This window comes from Pseudomonas sp. NFX5 (genome assembly GCF_049132125.1).
GTDB classification, from domain to species: domain Bacteria; phylum Pseudomonadota; class Gammaproteobacteria; order Pseudomonadales; family Pseudomonadaceae; genus Aquipseudomonas; species Aquipseudomonas marginalis.
The window spans coordinates 113,654-133,423 of sequence record NZ_JAFMZG010000014.1 but is presented as its reverse complement, the minus strand read 5'-3'; the positions used below and the strand labels follow the sequence as shown (position 1 = coordinate 133,423).

Here is a 19,770-nt window from a genome sequence, read left to right as displayed (position 1 = left end):
CGCGCCCGGTTTTCAGCCCTGCTCTTCTTTTGGAAGGGCAGGGTTTTTTTTTATTTGCGTGCTTTGAGAATCACGAACTTGGGCGTGGCAGCGACCTGCTCTACGCCACGGAACAAGCGCGCCAACTTGCTGTGATAACCCAGGTGACGGTTGCCGACGATATACAGCGCGCCGCCGACCACCAACGCCTCCCGCGCCTGCTGGAACATACGCCAGGCCAGGAAGTCGCCGACCACCTGCTGCTGGTGGAACGGCGGGTTGCACAGCACCACGTCGAGGGAGTCCGGCTCCTGGCCTGCGAGGCCGTCCCCGGCGCGTACTGTCACCTCCCGATCACCGAGGGCGGCTTGCCAGTTCTCAAGGGCCGATTGCACGGCCATATAGGACTCGTCCACCAAGGTGTACCGGGCGTCGGGGTTTTGCAGTGCGCTGGCAATCGCCAATACGCCGTTGCCGCAACCCAGGTCCGCCACGCGGGCACTGCCCAGGTTATTGGGCAGGTGCGGCAGGAAGGCGCGGGTGCCGATGTCCAGGCCTTCACGGCAGAACACGTTGGCATGGTTGAGCAGTTCGATAGCCGGCGCGTCCAGGGTGTAGCGCGTCGGGTAGGGCGAGACCGCCGTGGGGCGGTCGGCCAGTGTCGCGATCAGCAACCGCGCCTTCTTCACCGCCAGGGAGGCGTGCATCGGCCCGATATAGCGCTCCAGCAACTCACCGGCCGCCCGGGGCAGGTGCTTGACCATCGCTGCGGCAATCACTTCGGCGCCCGGCGCCAGTTGGCCTTGCAGGCGGATCAGTTGTTCTTCCAGCAATGCCAGGGTCTTGGGGACGCGGATCAGCACCCGGTCGAACGGCCCGCTGGGCACCTCGCTGGCGGGGATGAACGGCACGGCGTCAAAGGCCTTGCCATTGCGCACCAGGTTTTTATCCAGGCCCAGGGCGGCCAGGAACGAGTCGCCGCTGGAGGTCACCTGCACCCGGCCTTCCAGGCTCGCAGCCAGGGCGCCGAAGCTGTCATTGAGCACCAGCACGCGGGTCGCAGCGCTCGGTTGCTGTTCAGCCAGGTAGCTGAGCAGGTACTCGTCGGCGGCGTCGAAGGCTTGCAGCGGATCGTTATGTTGCTCTGGCTGGCGGATCAGATCGAGCTGGGCGAAGGGGCTGTCGAGCAGGGGCATGGCGAGGGAGGCTCTGGGTCATCGATGGGTGTTCGGCAGTCGGCTGCGGAACCGTCTGAGTGAACAGCGGGCGGCACCCCGTGGGAACAGCCCAGCACTCAGAATGGGTCGTAAATGTTACTTTTTTTCCTAAGGGATTACATGCGGTGTTTCAACGCTGATTAAAACAACCCCGCTTTCGAGGCGCAGAGCACGGCAGCGATCTTGTTGTTGACTCCCAGCTTTTTGAAGCAACTGCAGATATGAAAGCCCACCGTACGCTCGGACAGGCACAGGATGGCGGCAATGTCCGCAGCGGTCTTGCCCATGGCTGACCACTTGAGGATTTCGGTTTCGCGCGGGGTCAATTTGTTTGCAGGGTTAATGCTGGGCTTGTGTGCGTAAGTCTTCGCGACTACCGCATGCATCGCATGGCACAGCCACAGGACCTGGCCGGCTTTTTCATAAAGCTCCTGCGGGGTCACTTCACCCGCACTGCGACCCAGGGTCAGCATGCTGAACACACCCTGGAAATCATGCACGGCTTGGGTCCATCCCAAATGCACACCAAAGGATCGGGCTAAAGACCACAGGTTGGGTGAGTCTTTAAAGATTTTTTCTTCCCAGACAAGGGGCAGTACACAACGTTTGCAATGTTCCACCACGGGGTCAGCGTCAAAGAAGTGGGCCTGGTTATACAGTTTGTTCCATTCATCTGGATAGTTGTTGAGGCGAACAGGTTTCGTTTGGTTGTTAGGTAGTTGAGAGCTCATCGTGAAAGAACAGTATTGGAAGCCGAGTGCGTAGGTGTGGTTGACAGCCATCTCGAAAAGAGTCGTAACCTCGCTCTCGCCTTCCAGTTTGGGAAGTCGGGTATTGCGCCAGTTGACCATTGGTAACTCTCCATGGGTTTCCGCATGACATGGGATACGTCCTGAACTCCCACTGCACGGAAATTAGTGTAGGACATGAGCTACATCGCGAGAAAAAATTTTCGCTCTTGCAGGGCAGCGTTTAAGAAACTTTCTCTAAGGTCGCGGCGGGCTTAGCTAAGGGGCTTAGTTGTTTTTTCGATTTTTTAGTCAGTTGAAGCACCTGTAGCAGCTCAACTTAGAGCGCGCTTGTAGCGCGGATAAAGGGGCTAATAGCAAATTGATCAGAGTTGATATTAGGTTGCCATTATGTTGTGCCTATATAATGCCACTACCAACCAGAGGTGTTTCCGGGCTCGAGTTTGAGGGACACTAGGGCACCTGTAGAACGGAGTCCCCCATGACGGCCAGTGCTGAGAAATTTACCCGCCAAACCTTGCTCGATGTGCAATCCCTGACCCCCAGCCTGTTTACCCTGCGAACCACCCGTGACCCAGGGTTCCGGTTTACCGCCGGCCAGTTCGTGCGCCTGGGGGTCAGCAAGGCGGATGGCAGCACGGTATGGCGCGCGTATTCCGTGGTGTCCTCGCCGTTTGATGAATACTTGGACTTCTTCTCGATTGTTGTCCCAGGCGGCGAATTCACCAGTGAACTCAGCCGCCTGAGGGTGGGCGATACCTTGATGGTGGAGCGCCAGGCTACCGGGTTCCTGACCCTGAACCGTTTCGTCGATGGCCGGGACTTGTGGATGTTAGGCACCGGCACCGGGGTGGCACCGTTTTTGTCGATCCTGCAGGACTTCGAAGTCTGGGAGAAATTCGAGCGCATCATCCTGGTGTACAGCGCGCGGGAAGCCCGGGAGCTGGCGTACCAGTCGCTGATCAAGGGGTTGGGCGAGCGGGAGTACCTGGCAGAATATGCGCACAAACTGACCTACATCCCCATCGTGACCCGAGAGGATTATCCGGGGGCGTTGAGTGGGCGTATTACCACCTCGATCGAAAACGGAGAATTGGAGCGTGCTGCCGGCGTCGATCTGACCCCGGAACATTCCCGTGTGCTGATTTGCGGCAACCCGCAGATGGTGGATGACACTCGCCAGTTGCTCAAGCAGCGCGACATGCAACTGAGCCTTAGCCGCCGGCCAGGGCAGGTGGCAGTGGAAAACTACTGGTAATGAAAAGGCGCCTTAAGGAGGCGCCTTTTTTCCAAGCCGGTACGGGTTAAAGCGGCTTGTCGTTCTGTGCCTTGAGCAGGTCGCGAATCTCGCCCAGCAGCACTTCTTCCTTGCTCGGTGTCGGTGGCAGGCTAGGCGCCACGGCTTCTTCGCGCTTGAGGCGGTTGATGGCCTTGACGCCCATGAAGATCGCAAACGCGACGATCACAAAGTCGATCACGCTCTGGATGAACTTGCCGTACGCCAGCACCACGGCAGGCACATCGCCCTGTGCCGCCTTGAGCGTAATCGCCAGGTCACCAAAGTCCACGCCACCGATCAATAGACCAATGGGCGGCATCACTACGTCGCCTACAAACGAGGAAACAATTTTGCCGAAGGCGGCGCCGATGATGATACCGACGGCCATGTCGACCACATTACCTTTGACCGCGAAGGCCTTGAACTCACTGATCACGCCCATAGGTTATTCCTTGTTACAGATGAGAAGGGTGCCGCTCAGTGTAAATCAGTCGCAGCGGGCATGCCCGACACAACCGTTAACACTGTCAGTTTTTATCGACACATTAAATCGCAAATAGTTTGCAAAGTGCCACCAATCGCGCGCGAAATACCCGCTATTTCAGCGGCTTACCACATTATTTTCTTAATCGACCTGGTGGTGTTTTTCTATTTATCTTCTGACTCGTGGGTCACTAGCCTCTGGCAAGCACAACTGAATGTGCATTAAAAAAACCAGAGGAAACCTTGATGAAGAATCCAATGAATCGCGGCCCGGTATTGGCGCGTCATGTGCTGGTACTGGCGACCGCCAGCCTGCTTTCCCTCTCCGTACAAGCCGCCAACCTGACCCGTGACAACGGTGCCGCCGTCGGCGACAACCAGAACTCGCAAACCGCCGGCGCCAACGGCCCGGTGCTGCTGCAGGACGTGCAACTGATCCAGAAACTGCAGCGCTTCGACCGTGAACGCATCCCTGAGCGCGTGGTGCATGCCCGCGGTACCGGCGCCCATGGCACCTTCACCGTCACCGATAACCTCAGTGACCTGACCAAGGCCAAGGTCTTCGCTGCTGGCGAAACGACCCCGGTGTTCGTGCGCTTCTCGGCCGTGGTGCACGGCAATCATTCCCCTGAAACCCTGCGTGACCCGCGCGGCTTCGCCACCAAGTTCTATACCGCCGATGGCAACTGGGACCTGGTGGGTAACAACTTCCCGACGTTCTTTATCCGCGATGCCATCAAGTTCCCCGACATGGTCCACGCCTTCAAGCCGGACCCGCGCACCAACCTGGATGATGACTCCCGTCGCTTCGACTTCTTCTCCCATGTTCCCGAGGCCACTCGCACACTTACCGAGTTGTATTCCGACTCCGGTACTCCGGCCAGTTATCGGGAAATGGACGGCAATGGCGTACATGCCTACAAGTTGATCAACGCCAAGGGTGAAGTGCATTACGTCAAGTTCCACTGGAAGAGTCTGCAAGGCATCAAGAATCTCGATCCCAAGCAAGTTACCGAAGTGCAGGGGCGTGACTACAGCCATATGACCAATGACTTGGTCACCCATATCAACAAGGGCGACTTCCCCAAGTGGGACCTGTATGTGCAGGTACTCAAGCCGGAAGACTTGGCCAAGTTTGATTTCGACCCGCTGGACGCCACCAAGATCTGGCCGAATGTGCCCGAACGCAAAGTCGGGCAGATGGTACTGAACCGCAACCCGGCGAATGTCTTCCAGGAAACCGAACAAGTGGCCATGGCCCCGGCCAACCTGGTACCGGGCATCGAGCCGTCGGAAGACCGCCTGCTGCAAGGCCGGGTGTTCTCGTATGCCGACACGCAGATGTATCGCCTGGGCGCCAATGCCCTGCAACTGCCGATCAACGCCCCTCGGGTCACCGTCAACAACGGTAACCAGGACGGCGCGCTGAACTTCGGCAAGACCACCAGCGGCGTGAACTACCAGCCAAGCCGCCTGGAAAACCGTGAAGAGCCGCAAACCGCGCGCTATAGCCAGACGGCGCTGTCGGGCAGTACCCAGCAGGCGAAGATCCAGCGTGAGCAGAACTTCAAGCAGGCCGGTGATCTGTATCGCTCCTACAGCCCGAAAGAACGCCAGGACTTGATCGACAATTTCGGCGGCTCCCTGGCCACTACCGATGACGAGAGCAAGCACATCATCCTGTCGTTCCTCTACAAGGCCGATCCGGAATACGGCACCGGCGTGGCCAAGGTCGCCAAGGGTGATCTGGCACGCGTGAAGGCGCTGGCCGAAAAACTCACTGACTGACGTTGGTTTCGGTCGACGCCCCTCCCGGGCGTCGACCTCTGGCAGGAGAGCACCCATGCGTATTTCTATCGGTTTACTGATGACCATGCTGGCCTTTGTCGCCCATGCCGAGTCGCCCGACCCGGTCGCGCTCAAGGCGCAGCTCCAGGACTATTACTTCGACGCCGCCCGCCGTGGCGACCTCGACATGCTCAACACCTTCATCGACGCCGGCTTCCCCCTCAACACCCAGGACGACAAGGGCTACACCGCGCTGATCCTCGCCGCCTACCACGGCGAAAGCGCTTATGTGGAGCGTTTGCTCGCCGCCGGTGCCGACGCCTGTGTGCAGGACAAACGCGGCAACACCGCGTTGATGGGCGCGATCTTCAAGGGTGAGTTGAACATTGCCCAGCGCCTGCTGGCCACCGACTGCAACCCCGACCAACGTAATGGCGCCGGTCAGACGGCCGCCATGTACGCCGGCCTGTTCAAGCGCCTCGAGTTGCTCGACGAACTCAAGGCCAAGGGCGCCGATCTCAACGCCCAAGACCCGGTCGGCAACAGTGCTTCACGATTGGCCAGCGGTGAAATCCGGACCCCGGCGTCGCGCTGAGCTATCATCGCGGTTTTTCGGTTGGAGGTTCTCAAATGGCAAAGGCCAAGCGCATGTACGGCTGCACGGAGTGCGGCGCGACCTTTCCCAAGTGGGCCGGCCAATGCACCGAGTGTGGTGCGTGGAATACCCTGACTGAAACCATGATCGAAAGTGGCGGCGCCTCGGCCCCCACCGGCCGCGCCGGCTGGACCGGGCAGCAGGCGCAGATCAAGACCCTGGCGGAAGTCAGCGTTGAAGAGATCCCGCGTTTCTCGACGGCCTCCGGTGAGCTGGATCGGGTCCTGGGAGGCGGCCTGGTGGATGGTTCGGTGGTGTTGATCGGCGGCGACCCCGGCATCGGCAAGTCGACGATCCTGCTGCAAACCCTGTGCAGCATCGCCAGCCGCATGCCGGCGCTGTACGTCACCGGCGAAGAATCCCAGCAACAGGTGGCCATGCGCGCCCGCCGCCTGGGCCTGCCCCAGGACCAACTGCGGGTCATGACCGAAACCTGCATCGAAAGCATCATCGCCACGGCCCGGATCGAAAAGCCCAAGGTCATGGTGATCGACTCGATCCAGACGATTTTCACCGAGCAGCTGCAATCGGCGCCGGGCGGCGTGTCCCAGGTGCGCGAAAGTGCCGCGTTGCTGGTGCGCTACGCCAAGCAGAGCGGCACGGCGATCTTCCTGGTCGGCCATGTGACCAAAGAAGGCGCGCTGGCCGGGCCACGGGTGCTGGAGCATATGGTCGATACCGTGCTGTATTTCGAAGGCGAGTCCGATGGCCGCTTGCGTTTGCTGCGGGCGGTGAAGAACCGCTTCGGCGCGGTGAACGAACTGGGTGTGTTCGCCATGACCGACCGGGGGCTGAAGGAAGTCTCCAATCCCTCGGCGATTTTCCTGACCCGTGCCCAGGAAGAAGTCCCAGGCAGCGTGGTCATGGCGACGTGGGAAGGCACCCGGCCGATGCTGGTGGAAGTCCAGGCGCTGGTGGATGACAGCCATCTGGCCAACCCACGCCGCGTCACGCTGGGCCTGGATCAAAACCGCCTGGCGATGCTGTTGGCGGTGCTGCACCGTCATGGGGGGATCCCGACCCACGACCAGGACGTGTTCCTCAACGTGGTCGGCGGGGTCAAGGTGCTGGAAACCGCGTCCGACCTGGCGTTGATGGCGGCGGTGATGTCCAGCCTGCGTAACCGGCCATTGCCCCACGACCTGCTGGTATTCGGTGAAGTGGGGCTGTCCGGCGAAGTGCGCCCGGTGCCGAGCGGTCAGGAACGCTTGAAGGAGGCGGCCAAGCACGGCTTCAAACGCGCGATCGTGCCCAAGGGCAATGCGCCGAAGGAAATGCCGCCAGGATTGCAGGTAATTGGGGTCACGCGCCTGGAACAGGCGTTGGATGCACTTTTCGAATAACTCAGGGATGGACGCCATGCAACGATCGAATCGCTGGGGTGTAGTCGCCCTGTTTGTCGCCTTGGCCGGCTTGCCCGCCATGGCCTGGGCTGAGCTGCCAACGGGCTATCGCCTGGCGCAAACGCTGGTGACGCCAGACGGCAGTGTGCTGCAGGTGCTCGAAGACCAGCGCATCAGCCCCCAACTGCACAAGGACAGTTGGGGCAGTGGGCTGGATGAAGACTCGTTCGACGAGCCCGGCGATTTGGTCGACAACCCGCTGCTCGAAGCCCAGGTGCGGTGGGTATCGGCCTCGGGCGAGGTGATCGCCCACGAAGACCTCGGCTACCCGTTGGCCGAGGTCGAGAAAGCCCCGCTCAAAGGGCTGCCCGAACCTGTGTATTTTTTGACCATCGACCAGACCGCCCCCATGGGCAGCTACAGCGGGCCTGCCACGCAGCTGTTGCTGCCTGGCAAGCAGCAACTCAAACCGCTGGGTTACCAGGGCGCCGACGGCAAAGTCCAGGTGCTGACCCTGGCTCATACCGGCAAGGCTGCGTGGACGATCGCAACGCCAGTCAGTGGCGGCGCGGATGAACTGCTGCAGGTGTCGTCATTTATGGACGGCGACGGTGAGGATGACTTTGCCACCCGTTATCAGACTTATCGGTTTGTCGACGGGCAGTGGCGCGGCGCCTCAAGTCAGCAGAAGGGCTACTGGGACATGGAAAGCGAATTTCCCGCACGTACGGCGTTTCCCTGAGCCGTTACACCTCCAGCAACGCGCCCAGCTCCCGCTCCAGCTCTTCCTGGTCGCCCAGGTTCAACTCGATCAGCCGCCGCAAGTGACTGATCGAGTCCAGATCGATGTCTGTGCACACAAATCCCAGTTGGCCATCAGCTTCGTGGGTCAGCCGTACTTGCATCTTTATATGCGCCTTGGGATCCAGGCGTATGTCGACCGCAAACGGCAGCGCCTTATTTCCCTTCCACTCTTCAGGCCGTTGCGCCAACAGGCCCTTGAGCGACAAATCCACCAATTGCACCGGCCATTCGTTGCCGTTTTGCCGAAGTTCGGTCTTGGCATCAAAGGCGATCCGGCGAAAACGACGGCGATCAGACGCTTGCTCGGTCATGGTGAAACCCTCTGTGGATAAAAGGATTGTAGCCCTGCGCCATCATCGGGTGGTTTTTTCTGCTTTTTTTGCCTCTGCAAGGCTCTAGACCAACGTAGGGGGGTGGCCTTTAAGGCCAGTAGCGCTAAACTCCGGATGGCTGTCCTTTCTGTCCACCCTGGCTGGAATATAAAAATGAAAAATAATAATAGCCTGCTACGCCACCTACCCTGGCTGGTGCTGGCAATCGTAGGAGCGTGCGCCCTGGGCGTAGTAGCCCTGCGCCGAGGCGAGGCGATCAACGCCTTGTGGATCGTGGTCGCTGCCGTGGCCATCTATCTGGTTGCTTATCGCTACTACAGCCTGTTCATCGCTAATAATGTGATGCAACTCGATCCACGGCGGGCCACCCCCGCAGTGCTCAACAATGACGGTCTGGACTATGTGCCGACCAACAAACACATCCTTTTCGGTCACCACTTTGCGGCGATTGCCGGTGCAGGTCCCCTGGTCGGCCCGGTACTGGCGGCGCAAATGGGCTACCTGCCCGGCACGCTCTGGCTGATTGCCGGCGTGGTGCTGGCCGGTGCGGTGCAGGACTTCATGGTCCTGTTCCTGTCCACCCGTCGTAATGGCCGTTCCCTGGGCGACATGGTTCGCGAAGAGATGGGGCGTATCCCGGGGACCATCGCGCTGTTCGGCTGCTTCCTGATCATGATCATCATCCTCGCGGTGCTGGCGCTGATCGTGGTCAAGGCCCTGGCCGAGAGCCCATGGGGCATCTTCACGGTGATGGCGACCATCCCGATTGCGATGTTCATGGGCATCTACATGCGCTACATCCGCCCGGGCCGTATCGGTGAAATCTCCATCATCGGCGTGCTGTTGCTGCTCGGTTCGATCTGGCTGGGCGGGCAGATCGCCGCTGATCCGGTCTGGGCCAAGGCCTTCACCTTCACCGGGATCCAGATCACCTGGATGCTGATCGGCTACGGTTTCGTGGCGGCGGTACTGCCGGTGTGGCTGATCCTCGCGCCACGTGACTACCTTTCTACCTTCTTGAAGATCGGCACCATCATCGCCCTGGCGATCGGCATCCTGGTGACCATGCCCGACCTGAAAATGCCGGCGCTGACCCAGTTCATCGACGGTACCGGCCCGGTATGGAAGGGCGGCCTGTTCCCGTTCCTTTTCATCACCATTGCCTGTGGCGCGGTCTCGGGCTTCCACGCGCTGATTTCCTCGGGCACCACGCCCAAGCTGCTGGCCAATGAAAGCCACGCCCGTTACATCGGTTACGGCGGCATGCTGATGGAGTCCTTCGTGGCGATCATGGCGATGGTTGCCGCTTCGGTGATCGAGCCAGGCGTGTACTTCGCCATGAACAGCCCGGCGGCAATCGTCGGCACCGACGTGGTGACCGTGGCACAAACCGTCAGCAGCTGGGGTTTTGCAATTACCCCCGAGGCGCTGTCGGCGGTGGCCCATGACATCGGTGAAACCACCATCCTCGCGCGTGCCGGTGGTGCGCCGACGTTGGCGGTGGGTATCGCGCAGATCCTGCACAGTGTGCTGCCGGGTGAAAACACCATGGCGTTCTGGTACCACTTTGCGATCCTGTTCGAAGCGCTGTTTATCCTGACTGCCGTCGATGCGGGCACCCGTGCCGGTCGCTTCATGCTTCAGGACTTGCTTGGCTCCTTCGTACCGGCGCTCAAGCGCACCGAGTCCTGGACCGCCAACCTGATCGCGACCGCCGGTTGCGTCGCCATGTGGGGTTACCTGCTGTACCAGGGCGTGATCGACCCGCTGGGCGGCATCAACACCTTGTGGCCGCTGTTCGGTATCTCCAACCAGATGCTGGCCGGTATCGCGCTGATGCTCGCCACCGTTGTGCTGATCAAAATGAAGCGCCAGCGCTACATCTGGGTGACCATGCTGCCGGCGGTCTGGCTGCTGATCTGCACCACCACCGCGGGCTTCATCAAGCTGTTCGACGCCAACCCGGCGATCGGCTTCCTGTCGCTGGCGAAGAAGTACAGTGATGCCCTGGCAAACGGCCAGATCCTGGCCCCGGCCAAGAGCGTGGACCAGATGCAGCACGTGATCTGGAATGCCTACACCAACGCAACGCTGACTGTGCTGTTCCTGTTCGTGGTGTTCAGCATCCTGTTCTATGCGCTCAAGGTCGGTGTCGCCGCCTGGGGGAACAAAGAGCGTACGGATAAAGAAGCCCCGTTCCAGGCAGTACCGGACGCCTAACCGAGGATTGCAAGCATGTTCAATGACATCAGTCGCCTCGGTAAATACCTCGGTCAGGCCGCGCGCCTGATGGTCGGCATGCCCGACTACGACACGTACGTCGAGCATATGCAAACCAAGCACCCGGACAAGCCGATGATGGACTACAAGGCGTTCTTCCGGGAACGCCAGGAGGCCCGTTACGGCGGCAAGGGTGGGCCCAAGTGCTGTTGATTTAACGCAACGCCCTGTGGGAGGGGGCTTGCCCCCGATAGCGGTGTGTCAGTGACAGATCAGTGCCTGACACACTGCTATCGGGGGCAAGCCCCCTCCCACATTTGTTTCTGTGTTCCTTTAAGGAGAATTTCTTTTGTCCTCTCCCATTCCAGTCACCGTCCTCAGCGGCTTTCTCGGCGCGGGCAAGACCACCTTGCTGCGCCATCTGCTCAAGGCCGAGCACGGGCTGAAAATTGCCGTGATCGAAAACGAATTCAGCGATGCCGGTATCGACACCCAATTGCTGGGCGAAGAACCGGTGCAAGTCATGACCCTGTCCAACGGCTGCGTGTGCTGCACCATCCACACCGACCTGACCAAAGCCTTGTATCTGTTGCTCGAGCGCTTGGACAGCGGTGAGATCGCCTTTGACCGCCTGGTGATCGAGTGCACCGGCCTGGCCGACCCGGCGCCGGTGGCCCAGACCTTTTTCATCGATGAAGAACTGCGCGAGCGCTACATCCTCGACGGCATCATCACCCTGGTGGACGCCGCCCACGCCGAGCATCACCTGACCCAGACCATCGCCCAGGCGCAGATCGGTTTCGCCGACCGGCTGCTGGTGAGCAAGCGTGACCTGGTGGACGACGCTGCCTTCGAGGCACTCAGTGAGCGCCTCACACGCATCAACCGCCGCGCGCCGATTCGCGTGGTCGAGCACGGCAAGATTGATCTGGCCGAACTGCTCGATGTGCGCGGCTTCAACCTTAATGCGGGCATGAGTCTGCGCCCGGTGAGCAAGGCGCCGTCCATCGACCGTATTTCCAGCCTGGTGCTGCGCACCGACCAGCCGCTGGATATCGACCGTCTCAGTGAGTTCATGAACGAACTGCTGGAAGACCATGGCAAGCAGCTGCTGCGCTACAAGGGCGTACTCAATATTGCCGGCGAAGACCGTCGCATGGTGTTCCAGGGCGTGCTCAAGCTCTATGGTTTCGACTGGGATACCGAATGGGCCGAGGGTGAGGCGCGGGAGAGTGTGATCGTGTTTATTGCCGATGAATTGCCCGAAGACAAAATCCGCGAAGGCTTTGCCAAGGTCTACCAACCTTGACGTGTAATGCAGTCAAATGTGGGAGGGGGCTTGCCCCCGATGGCGGTGGGTCAGTAAACCTATATGTGACTGACACACTGCTATCGGGGGCAAGCCCCCTCCCACAGTTGATCTCATTTCAAGTTGGAGACCGGCATAAAAAAGCCCGGCTCAAGAGCCGGGCTTCTTAGTCAAGCAACTGCAATCAAGCGCCGTATACCGGCAGCTTCTTGCAGATGGCCTTGACCTTCTCACGTACCGCGTCGATCACGGCTTCGTTGTTCAGGTCCGCCAGGATGTCGCAGATCCAGCCGGCCAGTTCCTTGCACTCTGCTTCCTTGAAGCCACGAGTGGTCACAGCCGGGGTGCCGAAGCGCAGGCCGGAAGTCACGAACGGCGAACGTGGGTCGTTCGGCACGGAGTTTTTGTTCACGGTGATGAAGGCTTTGCCCAGGGCAGCGTCAGCATCTTTACCGGAAATGTCCTGCTTGATCAGGGACAGCAGGAACAGGTGGTTTTCAGTACCGCCGGACACCACGTCAAAACCGCGCTCGATGAACACGCCGGCCATGGCCTGGGCGTTTTTCACCACTTGTTGCTGGTAGGTCTTGAACTCAGGTTGCAGGGCTTCCTTGAAGCAGATCGCCTTGGCGGCGATCACGTGCTCCAGTGGGCCGCCCTGGGCGCCCGGGAATACGGCGGAGTTCAGCTTTTTCTCGATCTCGGCGTTGGCGCGCGCCAGGATCAGGCCGCCACGTGGACCGCGCAGGGTCTTGTGGGTGGTGGTGGTCACCACGTCAGCGAAAGGCACAGGGTTCGGGTAGACGCCAGCGGCGACCAGACCGGCTACGTGAGCCATGTCGACGAACAGGTAGGCGCCCACCTTGTCGGCGATGGCGCGGAAGCGTGGGAAGTCGAGGATCTGCGAGTAGGCAGAGAAACCGGCCACGATCATTTTTGGCTTGTGCTCGACCGCCAGGCGCTCGACTTCGTCGTAGTCGATCAGGCCGTTGGCATCGATACCGTACTGAACGGCGTTGTACAGCTTGCCGGAGGAGGAAACGCTGGCGCCGTGGGTCAGGTGACCACCGTGGGCCAGGCTCATGCCCAGGATGGTGTCGCCGCCCTGCAGCAGGGCCAGGTACACGGCGCTGTTGGCTTGGGAGCCGGCGTGTGGCTGGACGTTGGCGTAATCGGCGCCGAACAGTTCTTTTGCACGGTCGATGGCCAGTTGCTCAACCACGTCGACGTACTCGCAGCCACCGTAGTAGCGCTTGCCTGGGTAGCCTTCGGCGTACTTGTTGGTCAGAACCGAACCTTGAGCCTCCATCACCGCAGGGCTGGTGTAGTTTTCCGAAGCGATCAGCTCAATGTGCTCTTCCTGGCGCACGGCTTCTTGCTCCATGGCGGCGAAGAGATCGGCGTCGTACTTGGCAATAGTCAAATCACGGCTGAACATGGCGGTCCTCAAGGATCGGGGGCAGAAAAGGAGGGCATTCTAACCCAATGGGTTTTAGATGGCATATGAAAGGACATCATGTCGCGGACAAGCGGGGCTCATCTCGGGATGGGCGGTGACTGTGCCGGCCTCATCACACCGCTCAATCGAACATGAACAGCGCATCATTGCTGAACTGCGCCTCGAACCGATTCGCCGGCATCGGCCGCCCGAACAGATACCCCTGTACCTCGTCGCAACCATGCTCGCGCAGGAAGTCCAGCTGCTCATGGGTTTCCACACCTTCGGCAATCACCGCCAGGTTGAGGCTGTGGGCCATGGCGATAATGGCGCGGGCGATTTGCGCATCCTGTTCGCCGGAGGGCAGGCCATCGACGAAGGTGCGGTCGATTTTCAGCACGTCGATGGGGAATTGCTTGAGATAGTTGAGGGACGAATAACCGGTACCGAAGTCATCCACCGCGATGCTCAGGCCCAGGTTTTTCAGGCTGTCGAGGATGTGCATGGCTTCGTTGACTTCGCGCATCAGGATACTTTCGGTCAGCTCCAGCTCCAGGCACGCCGGCGGCAGGCCGGTGTCCTTGAGGATGGTGGCGATGCGCGTGCCCAGTTGGCCGTCGGAGAACTGCCGCGCAGAGATGTTCACCGAGACTTTCGGCACCCGCACCTTGTTCTGGTGCCAGGTCTTGAGCTGGCGACAGGCTTCGCTGATCACCCAGTCGCCCACGTCCACCACCAGGCCCAGCTCTTCGAGCACCGGAATGAAGTCCCCCGGCGGCACCAGTCCACGGCGTGGGTGGCGCCAGCGCAGCAGCGCCTCGGCACCGGTCAGGCGTTTGCCGTCGCCGCTGAACTGCGGCTGGTAATAGAGCACGAATTCGTCCTGCTCCAGGGCGTGGCGCAGGTCGCTCTCCAGTTCCAGGCGTTCCAGGGCGCTGGCGTTCATATCGGCCTGGTAGAACTGGAAGTTGTTCTTGCCGCGTTCCTTGGCGTGATACATCGCGGTGTCGGCGTTTTTCATCAACTGGCTCAGCTCGTTGCCGTCCTGGGGGCTGAGTGCGATGCCGATACTGGCGGTCACAAAGAACTCGCGACCTTCCAGCACGAAGGGCTTCACCAGGCTGGCGAGGATCTGCTCGGCCACATGGATCGCGCGGTTCAGCGCCATCTCGCGGTTGACCCGCGGTTGCAGCAGCAACGTGAACTCGTCGCCGCCCATGCGTGCCACGGTGTCGTCTTCGGCCACGCAGCCGAGCAGGCGGGTCGCCATTTCCTTGAGCATGCGGTCGCCGGCCGCGTGGCCCAGGGAGTCGTTGATCGGCTTGAAGCGGTCGAGGTCGAGGAACATCAGCACCACCCACGACTTCTGCCGTTCGGCTGATTGCAGCGCGGTGTGCAGGCGGTCCTGGAACAGCGTGCGGTTGGGCAGGTGGGTCAGGGCGTCGTAGTAGGCCAGGCGGTGGATGCGCTGTTCGCTGGCCTTGCGTTCGCTGATATCACTGAAGAAACACACATAACTGGCCAGGTCGCCTTCGTCGTCGAACACCGCCGTAATGCCGACCCAGGCCGGGTAGTGCTCGCCGTTACGGCGCTTGAGCCACACTTCGCCTTCCCAGGTGCTGTGCTGGTGCAATTGCTTGAGCACATAGCGCAGGTGGGCTTCCTGTTGTTCGTCGACGGTGAGCATGTTCGGCAACTGGTCGAGTACGTCACTCACTGCATAACCGCTGACCCGGCTGAACGCCTCGTTGGCCTGCACGATATAACCGGCCGGGTCGGTGATCAGGATCGCCGACGTGGAGTGTTCGAATACGGTGGCGGCCATGCGCAGGTCTTTTTCCGCGCGGCGTTGCTGGCTGATATCGCGGCCCACGCCGAGGACGCCTTCGAAGGCGCCGTGCTCATCCCACACCAGCACCAGGCGCAGCTCGATCGGCACCTTGCGGCCGTCGGCGCGCAGGCAGTCGAACAGGAACAATTGGGTCTGCACTTGATCACGGAGTCTGTTCAGCGCGTCGGGATCGCCCAGCGCCCGGCTGACCTGTTCCAGCAAGCTATAGATGCCGGTCAGTTGCTGGGGGTTGGCGATGATCGACTGCCAGCCGTTCTTGAATACCCAGTCCACGTCGTAACCCAGCACGGCGTTGACCGACGGGCTGATGTAGTTGAGGGCCAGTTGGCTGTCGGTGGAGCAGATCACGTCGCTGATGCTTTCGGCCAGCATGCGGTAGCGCTTTTCGCTGTCGCGCAGGGACTCGCTGGCTTCGATCTGGTCGGTGATGTCCTTGGCCACACCGATGATACGCGTGACTTGCGCCGATTTGTCCCGCGCCAGGGCCTGCTCGCGGATATCAAAGCGCCGCCATTGATTGTTGCGATGGCGAAAGCGCAACTGGCAGTGCAACTGCGTCGCGTAGCCGGCCTGGCGTTGCTGTTGGCGCAAATCGTGGTAATGCTCGGCGTCTTCGGGGTGCAGCAGGATTTCCCAGAAATACTCGCCCATTTGCTGCAGTTCGGCCTTGGTATAGCCGAGGGTGTGGCCCAGATGGTGGTTGCTGAAGATCATGCGCTGGCTGATCACGTCCTGCACATACAAGTGGTCGGGCACGGTACGCACCACGTCCGACCAGAAGCTTTCGCGTTCCACCAGCGACAGTTCGATCAGCTTGCGGCTGGTGATGTCGCTGATGCTGAGGATCACCGCCTTGAAGTCGTCCTGCTGCTCCGGCAGGCGCATCACCATCCAAAGGTACTGTTCGTTGCCGGCCACATCCTTGAGCTGGATTTCCAACTCAAGCTGATTCTGTTGGGTCAGGACCGCTTCGAGTATCTGATGCCCGATGGACGTGGTATTGCGCGGGCAATCATCGATCAGCCGCTCCCACGCTTCCTCGCAGGAGCCCACTCTGAGCAGGCTCACCGCCACCTGGTTGATCTCGGTGATGCGCAGTTCGGTGAGCAACTGCCGGCATTCCTCGGGGGAGGTTTGCAGCCAGGCGTGCAGTTGCTCGCGGGTCTGCAAGTGCACCTTGCCAAAAAATGCATTCAGGCCCGACAGGTCAAGTACGCACAGGGCGACGCCGGTGCCTTCGAAAATATCCTGATACCGACGCCGGCCTTCATGCACCTGGCGCTGGCGGCGACGCATATTCAGCAGCACGATCACGGGGATCAGCGAGAAGGCCAGGCCCAGCAGGCATTTACCGATAAACGCCGGCAGCAGTTGTTCCAGCACGGCTGCGCGGTCGAACATCCCACGCAATTGCCAGTCGCTTTTGCTCAGGGGCGTGACCAGCACGCTTTTATTCAGGTCATCCGGGGTCAGGGCGTCGCCCCATTGCGCCGGCATGCCGCTGTCACGGCTGACCACGCGGTGGTTCAGGCGGTTCTCGATGGCCCACATCGGCCGTTGGCCCTGGCTGTCCTGGCGGGTCAGGTTGACCAGGTACTCGGGTGCCAGGCGCAGCGCCCAGTACATCCTTGAGCCGCCGCTGGGCTGGTGCAGCAGCAGATAGATGAGGGTGCCGTCGTTGTTATTGCTCAGGTAGTAGGGTTGGCCGTGGCTGCGCTGCACCAATTCTTCCAGCCAGGCGCTGTCCTGGCTGTCATTGGCGCTGTCGCTGATCATCGCGCCGCTGGGCGCCAGCAGGGCGATACTGCGCAGTTCCGGCAGCGAGCGCTGCAACGTGCGCGTCAAGGCCTGCTGCTGTTCGATGTCGCGCGGCGGCTCGACCATCGGTAGCAGGTTCAGGGCAATTTTTGCGCTCAGGGCCATGTTCAGGCTGATCTGTTCAGCCAGGTCGGCACTGTAGTCGATGGTGTATTGCTGTTGGTTTTTCTGGTTTTGCTGCAACTGGTCCAGCAGTTGCCAGAACAATAATGCGAGCAGCAGGAGGACAAGCGTCGCCAATGCGCCTTTGAGGGTGCCGTGCAGGGGCGTTCCCGGCGCTACATGAGCGGCGCGCAAGGGCGTTGGCGGCGTGACTTTGGACAAGCTGTGATCCTGCGGTTTGGCTGGACTGGCGCGCGACGTGCACTATAAGCCGGACGCCCGAAGGGCGGCTAGCATGCCTTGACTTGTGGCAAAGTGCCAGCCCCGCTTGGCTGGACTGACCAAGCGCATTCAGGTAGCTTTGCCGGTTACGCGGGGGCGTTCCAGCCCCAGACATTCAGGCTTTTTCCGCTCGCTGGCATTGATGATAGTCAACGGCCCGCGCGGCGCATGGCCTGGCACGGGCTTCGCCCGCTTAATTCATCAGTCACTGACGCTAGGTTCACCATGGCTCAATACGTCTTCACCATGCATCGGCTGGGAAAAGTTGTCCCTCCGAAGCGGGAAATCCTGAAAAATATTTCGCTGTCCTTCTTCCCCGGCGCCAAGATCGGCGTGCTCGGCCTCAACGGTTCGGGTAAGTCCACGCTGCTGAAAATCATGGCCGGCGTCGACACCGAGTTCGAAGGCGAAGCCCGCCCGATGCCGGAACTGAACATCGGTTACCTGCCCCAGGAGCCGATCCTGGACCCGACCAAGACCGTGCGTGAAGTGGTCGAAGAAGCCGTCAGCGTGATCAAGGACGCCCAGGCCCGCCTGGACGAGGTCTACGCCGCCTACGCCGAACCGGACGCCGACTTCGACAAGCTGGCCGCTGAACAAGCCAAGCTCGAAGCCATCCTGCAGGCCGGCGACGGTCACAACCTGGAGCGCCAGCTGGAAGTCGCCGCCGATGCACTGCGCCTGCCGGCGTGGGACGCCAAGGTCGAACATCTGTCCGGTGGTGAAAAACGTCGCGTGGCCTTGTGCCGCCTGCTGCTGTCGGCGCCCGACATGCTGCTGCTCGACGAACCGACCAACCACCTGGACGCCGACTCCGTCGCCTGGCTGGAGCACTTCCTGCACGATTTCCCGGGCACTGTGGTTGCGATCACGCACGACCGCTACTTCCTCGACAACGTTGCCGGCTGGATCCTCGAACTCGACCGTGGCGCCGGTATCCCTTACGAGGGCAACTACTCCGGTTGGCTGGAAGCCAAGTCCGACCGTCTGGCCGCCGAATCCAAGCAGCAATCGGCCCACGAAAAAGCCATGAAGGAAGAACTGGAGTGGGTGCGCAAAGGCGCCAAGGCCCGCCAGTCCAAATCCAAGGCACGTCTGCAACGCTTCGAAGAAATGCAGTCGCAGGAATTCCAGAAGCGCAGCGAAACCAACGAGATCTACATCCCGGCCGGCCCGCGCCTGGGTGACAAGGTCATCGAGTTCAAGAACGTGTGCAAAGGCTATGGCGACCGCGTGCTGATCGACAACCTGTCGTTCTCCATGCCAAAAGGCGCGATCGTCGGCGTCATTGGTGGTAACGGTGCGGGTAAATCCACCCTGTTCCGCATGCTGATGGGCAAGGAAACGCCGGATTCGGGCAGCATCGAAATCGGCGAAACCGTGCAACTGGCCTGCGTGGACCAGAGCCGCGAAGACCTGGATGGCAGCAAGACTGTGTTCCAGCAAATTTCCGACGGTTCCGACCAGATCCGCATCGGCAACTATGAAATCCCGTCGCGCACCTACGTCGGCCGTTTCAACTTCAAGGGCGGCGACCAGCAGAAGTTCGTCAAGGACCTGTCCGGTGGTGAGCGCGGTCGCTTGCACCTGGCCCTGACCCTGAAAGAGGGTGGCAACGTCCTGCTGCTCGACGAACCGTCCAACGACCTCGACGTTGAAACCCTGCGTTCCCTGGAAGAAGCCCTGCTGGACTTCCCGGGCGCCGCCATTGTGATCTCTCACGATCGGTGGTTCCTTGACCGGGTCGCGACCCACATTCTGGCGTACGAAGACGACTCGCAAGCGGTGTTCTTCGAAGGCAACTACACCGAGTACGAAGCGGACCGTAAAAAACGCCTGGGCGAAGCGGCTGCCCAGCCGCACCGTGTGCGCCACAAAAAACTGGCCTGATCCGGCTGGTGTGAAAAAAGCGGAGTCCTCGGACTCCGTTTTTTTTGTACATTTTTCCTGACCCACACCGATCAAATGTGGGAGGGGGCTTGCCCCCGATAGCTTTTTCCCTGCTGGTGCATAACCTGCCTTGGCAATCCCCTTTTAAGTGCGATAAATCCCTGTTTCCTGGGTTTATTTATATCTAATGCACCATTTAAATTCACAAAAGCGACATTTTGCCCTGTCGC

At 60.5% G+C, this 19,770-nt stretch carries 15 protein-coding genes; 9 read left to right on the top strand and 6 right to left on the bottom strand.

Annotation, left to right across the window (positions count from 1 at the left end):
* Positions 1-50: 50 nt before the first annotated feature.
* Together J1N02_RS09295 and J1N02_RS09290 are read right to left on the bottom strand one after the other, a co-directional pair.
* Positions 51-1,175, bottom strand: a complete 1,125-nt coding sequence (locus tag J1N02_RS09295; RefSeq protein WP_421147310.1) for a methyltransferase — start codon at positions 1,173-1,175, stop codon at positions 51-53.
* 161 nt (positions 1,176-1,336) lie between these two features.
* Positions 1,337-2,047, bottom strand: a complete 711-nt coding sequence (locus J1N02_RS09290; RefSeq protein ID WP_027605309.1) for a helix-turn-helix transcriptional regulator — start codon at positions 2,045-2,047, stop codon at positions 1,337-1,339.
* A gap of 379 nt (positions 2,048-2,426) precedes the next feature.
* On the opposite strand from J1N02_RS09290, the gene J1N02_RS09285 reads away from it, so the two are divergent.
* The gene (locus tag J1N02_RS09285; RefSeq protein ID WP_027605310.1) at positions 2,427-3,203 is read left to right on the top strand and encodes a ferredoxin--NADP reductase; all 777 of its coding nucleotides are present in this window, start codon (positions 2,427-2,429) and stop codon (positions 3,201-3,203) included.
* Between the two features lie 46 nt (positions 3,204-3,249).
* On the opposite strand, the gene mscL is transcribed toward J1N02_RS09285, so the two are convergent.
* A complete protein-coding gene (gene mscL / locus J1N02_RS09280) occupies positions 3,250-3,666 on the bottom strand; it encodes a large-conductance mechanosensitive channel protein MscL (RefSeq protein ID WP_053137928.1) in 417 nt (138 codons plus the stop codon).
* 287 nt (positions 3,667-3,953) lie between these two features.
* On the opposite strand from mscL, the gene katB reads away from it, so the two are divergent.
* The 4 genes from katB to J1N02_RS09260 are packed head-to-tail and all read left to right on the top strand — an operon-like array spanning position 3,954 to position 8,235.
* Positions 3,954-5,495, top strand: a complete 1,542-nt coding sequence (gene katB, locus J1N02_RS09275) for a catalase KatB (protein WP_027605312.1) — start codon at positions 3,954-3,956, stop codon at positions 5,493-5,495.
* Positions 5,496-5,550: 55 nt separating this feature from the next.
* Entirely contained in the window at positions 5,551-6,090 is a 540-nt protein-coding gene (locus tag J1N02_RS09270) for an ankyrin repeat domain-containing protein (RefSeq protein WP_027605313.1), read from the top strand.
* Positions 6,091-6,125: 35 nt separating this feature from the next.
* On the top strand, positions 6,126-7,493 hold the full coding sequence (gene radA / locus J1N02_RS09265) for a DNA repair protein RadA (RefSeq protein WP_024077502.1): 1,368 nt from the start codon (positions 6,126-6,128) through the stop codon (positions 7,491-7,493).
* Positions 7,494-7,509: 16 nt separating this feature from the next.
* Positions 7,510-8,235, top strand: a complete 726-nt coding sequence (locus J1N02_RS09260) for a hypothetical protein (protein ID WP_421147309.1) — start codon at positions 7,510-7,512, stop codon at positions 8,233-8,235.
* 4 nt (positions 8,236-8,239) lie between these two features.
* Here the strand turns inward: J1N02_RS09260 and J1N02_RS09255 are convergent, their stop codons facing one another.
* Positions 8,240-8,608, bottom strand: a complete 369-nt coding sequence (locus J1N02_RS09255) for a PilZ domain-containing protein (RefSeq protein WP_074847704.1) — start codon at positions 8,606-8,608, stop codon at positions 8,240-8,242.
* 174 nt (positions 8,609-8,782) lie between these two features.
* Here J1N02_RS09255 and J1N02_RS09250 point away from each other — a divergent pair, with 174 nt between their 5' ends.
* The 3 genes from J1N02_RS09250 (at position 8,783) to yjiA (ending at position 12,158) form a co-directional block, all read left to right on the top strand.
* Complete coding sequence (locus tag J1N02_RS09250; RefSeq protein WP_027605316.1) at positions 8,783-10,849, top strand: carbon starvation CstA family protein; 2,067 nt, start codon at positions 8,783-8,785, stop codon at positions 10,847-10,849.
* 15 nt (positions 10,850-10,864) lie between these two features.
* Positions 10,865-11,062: a YbdD/YjiX family protein gene (locus J1N02_RS09245; RefSeq protein WP_003176208.1), complete on the top strand. Its 198-nt coding sequence runs from the start codon at positions 10,865-10,867 to the stop codon at positions 11,060-11,062.
* A 136-nt stretch (positions 11,063-11,198) separates the two neighbouring features.
* The gene (gene yjiA / locus J1N02_RS09240) at positions 11,199-12,158 is read left to right on the top strand and encodes a GTPase (RefSeq protein WP_027605317.1); all 960 of its coding nucleotides are present in this window, start codon (positions 11,199-11,201) and stop codon (positions 12,156-12,158) included.
* Between the two features lie 184 nt (positions 12,159-12,342).
* Here the strand turns inward: yjiA and glyA are convergent, their stop codons facing one another.
* Positions 12,343-13,596, bottom strand: a complete 1,254-nt coding sequence (gene glyA, locus J1N02_RS09235) for a serine hydroxymethyltransferase (protein WP_027605318.1) — start codon at positions 13,594-13,596, stop codon at positions 12,343-12,345.
* A gap of 142 nt (positions 13,597-13,738) precedes the next feature.
* Positions 13,739-17,590 carry a bifunctional diguanylate cyclase/phosphodiesterase gene (locus J1N02_RS09230; protein ID WP_098480905.1) on the bottom strand — a complete coding sequence of 1,284 codons (3,852 nt, stop codon included), beginning with the start codon at positions 17,588-17,590 and terminating at the stop codon, positions 13,739-13,741.
* Positions 17,591-17,875: 285 nt separating this feature from the next.
* On the opposite strand from J1N02_RS09230, the gene ettA reads away from it, so the two are divergent.
* Positions 17,876-19,540, top strand: coding sequence for an energy-dependent translational throttle protein EttA (ettA, locus tag J1N02_RS09225; protein WP_027605320.1), 1,665 nt, complete (start codon positions 17,876-17,878; stop codon positions 19,538-19,540).
* Positions 19,541-19,770: the final 230 nt, after the last annotated feature.

Bases quoted from the DNA above. Each gene is read 5' to 3' on its own strand.
- J1N02_RS09295 (WP_421147310.1), bottom strand. From the start codon at position 1,175: ATGCCCCTGCTCGACAGCCCCTTCGCCCAGCTCGATCTGATCCGCCAG.
- J1N02_RS09290 (WP_027605309.1), bottom strand. From the start codon at position 2,047: ATGGTCAACTGGCGCAATACCCGACTTCCCAAACTGGAAGGCGAGAGC.
- J1N02_RS09285 (WP_027605310.1), top strand. From the start codon at position 2,427: ATGACGGCCAGTGCTGAGAAATTTACCCGCCAAACCTTGCTCGATGTG.
- mscL (WP_053137928.1), bottom strand. From the start codon at position 3,666: ATGGGCGTGATCAGTGAGTTCAAGGCCTTCGCGGTCAAAGGTAATGTG.
- katB (WP_027605312.1), top strand. From the start codon at position 3,954: ATGAAGAATCCAATGAATCGCGGCCCGGTATTGGCGCGTCATGTGCTG.
- J1N02_RS09270 (WP_027605313.1), top strand. From the start codon at position 5,551: ATGCGTATTTCTATCGGTTTACTGATGACCATGCTGGCCTTTGTCGCC.
- radA (WP_024077502.1), top strand. From the start codon at position 6,126: ATGGCAAAGGCCAAGCGCATGTACGGCTGCACGGAGTGCGGCGCGACC.
- J1N02_RS09260 (WP_421147309.1), top strand. From the start codon at position 7,510: ATGCAACGATCGAATCGCTGGGGTGTAGTCGCCCTGTTTGTCGCCTTG.
- J1N02_RS09255 (WP_074847704.1), bottom strand. From the start codon at position 8,608: ATGACCGAGCAAGCGTCTGATCGCCGTCGTTTTCGCCGGATCGCCTTT.
- J1N02_RS09250 (WP_027605316.1), top strand. From the start codon at position 8,783: ATGAAAAATAATAATAGCCTGCTACGCCACCTACCCTGGCTGGTGCTG.
- J1N02_RS09245 (WP_003176208.1), top strand. From the start codon at position 10,865: ATGTTCAATGACATCAGTCGCCTCGGTAAATACCTCGGTCAGGCCGCG.
- glyA (WP_027605318.1), bottom strand. From the start codon at position 13,596: ATGTTCAGCCGTGATTTGACTATTGCCAAGTACGACGCCGATCTCTTC.
- ettA (WP_027605320.1), top strand. From the start codon at position 17,876: ATGGCTCAATACGTCTTCACCATGCATCGGCTGGGAAAAGTTGTCCCT.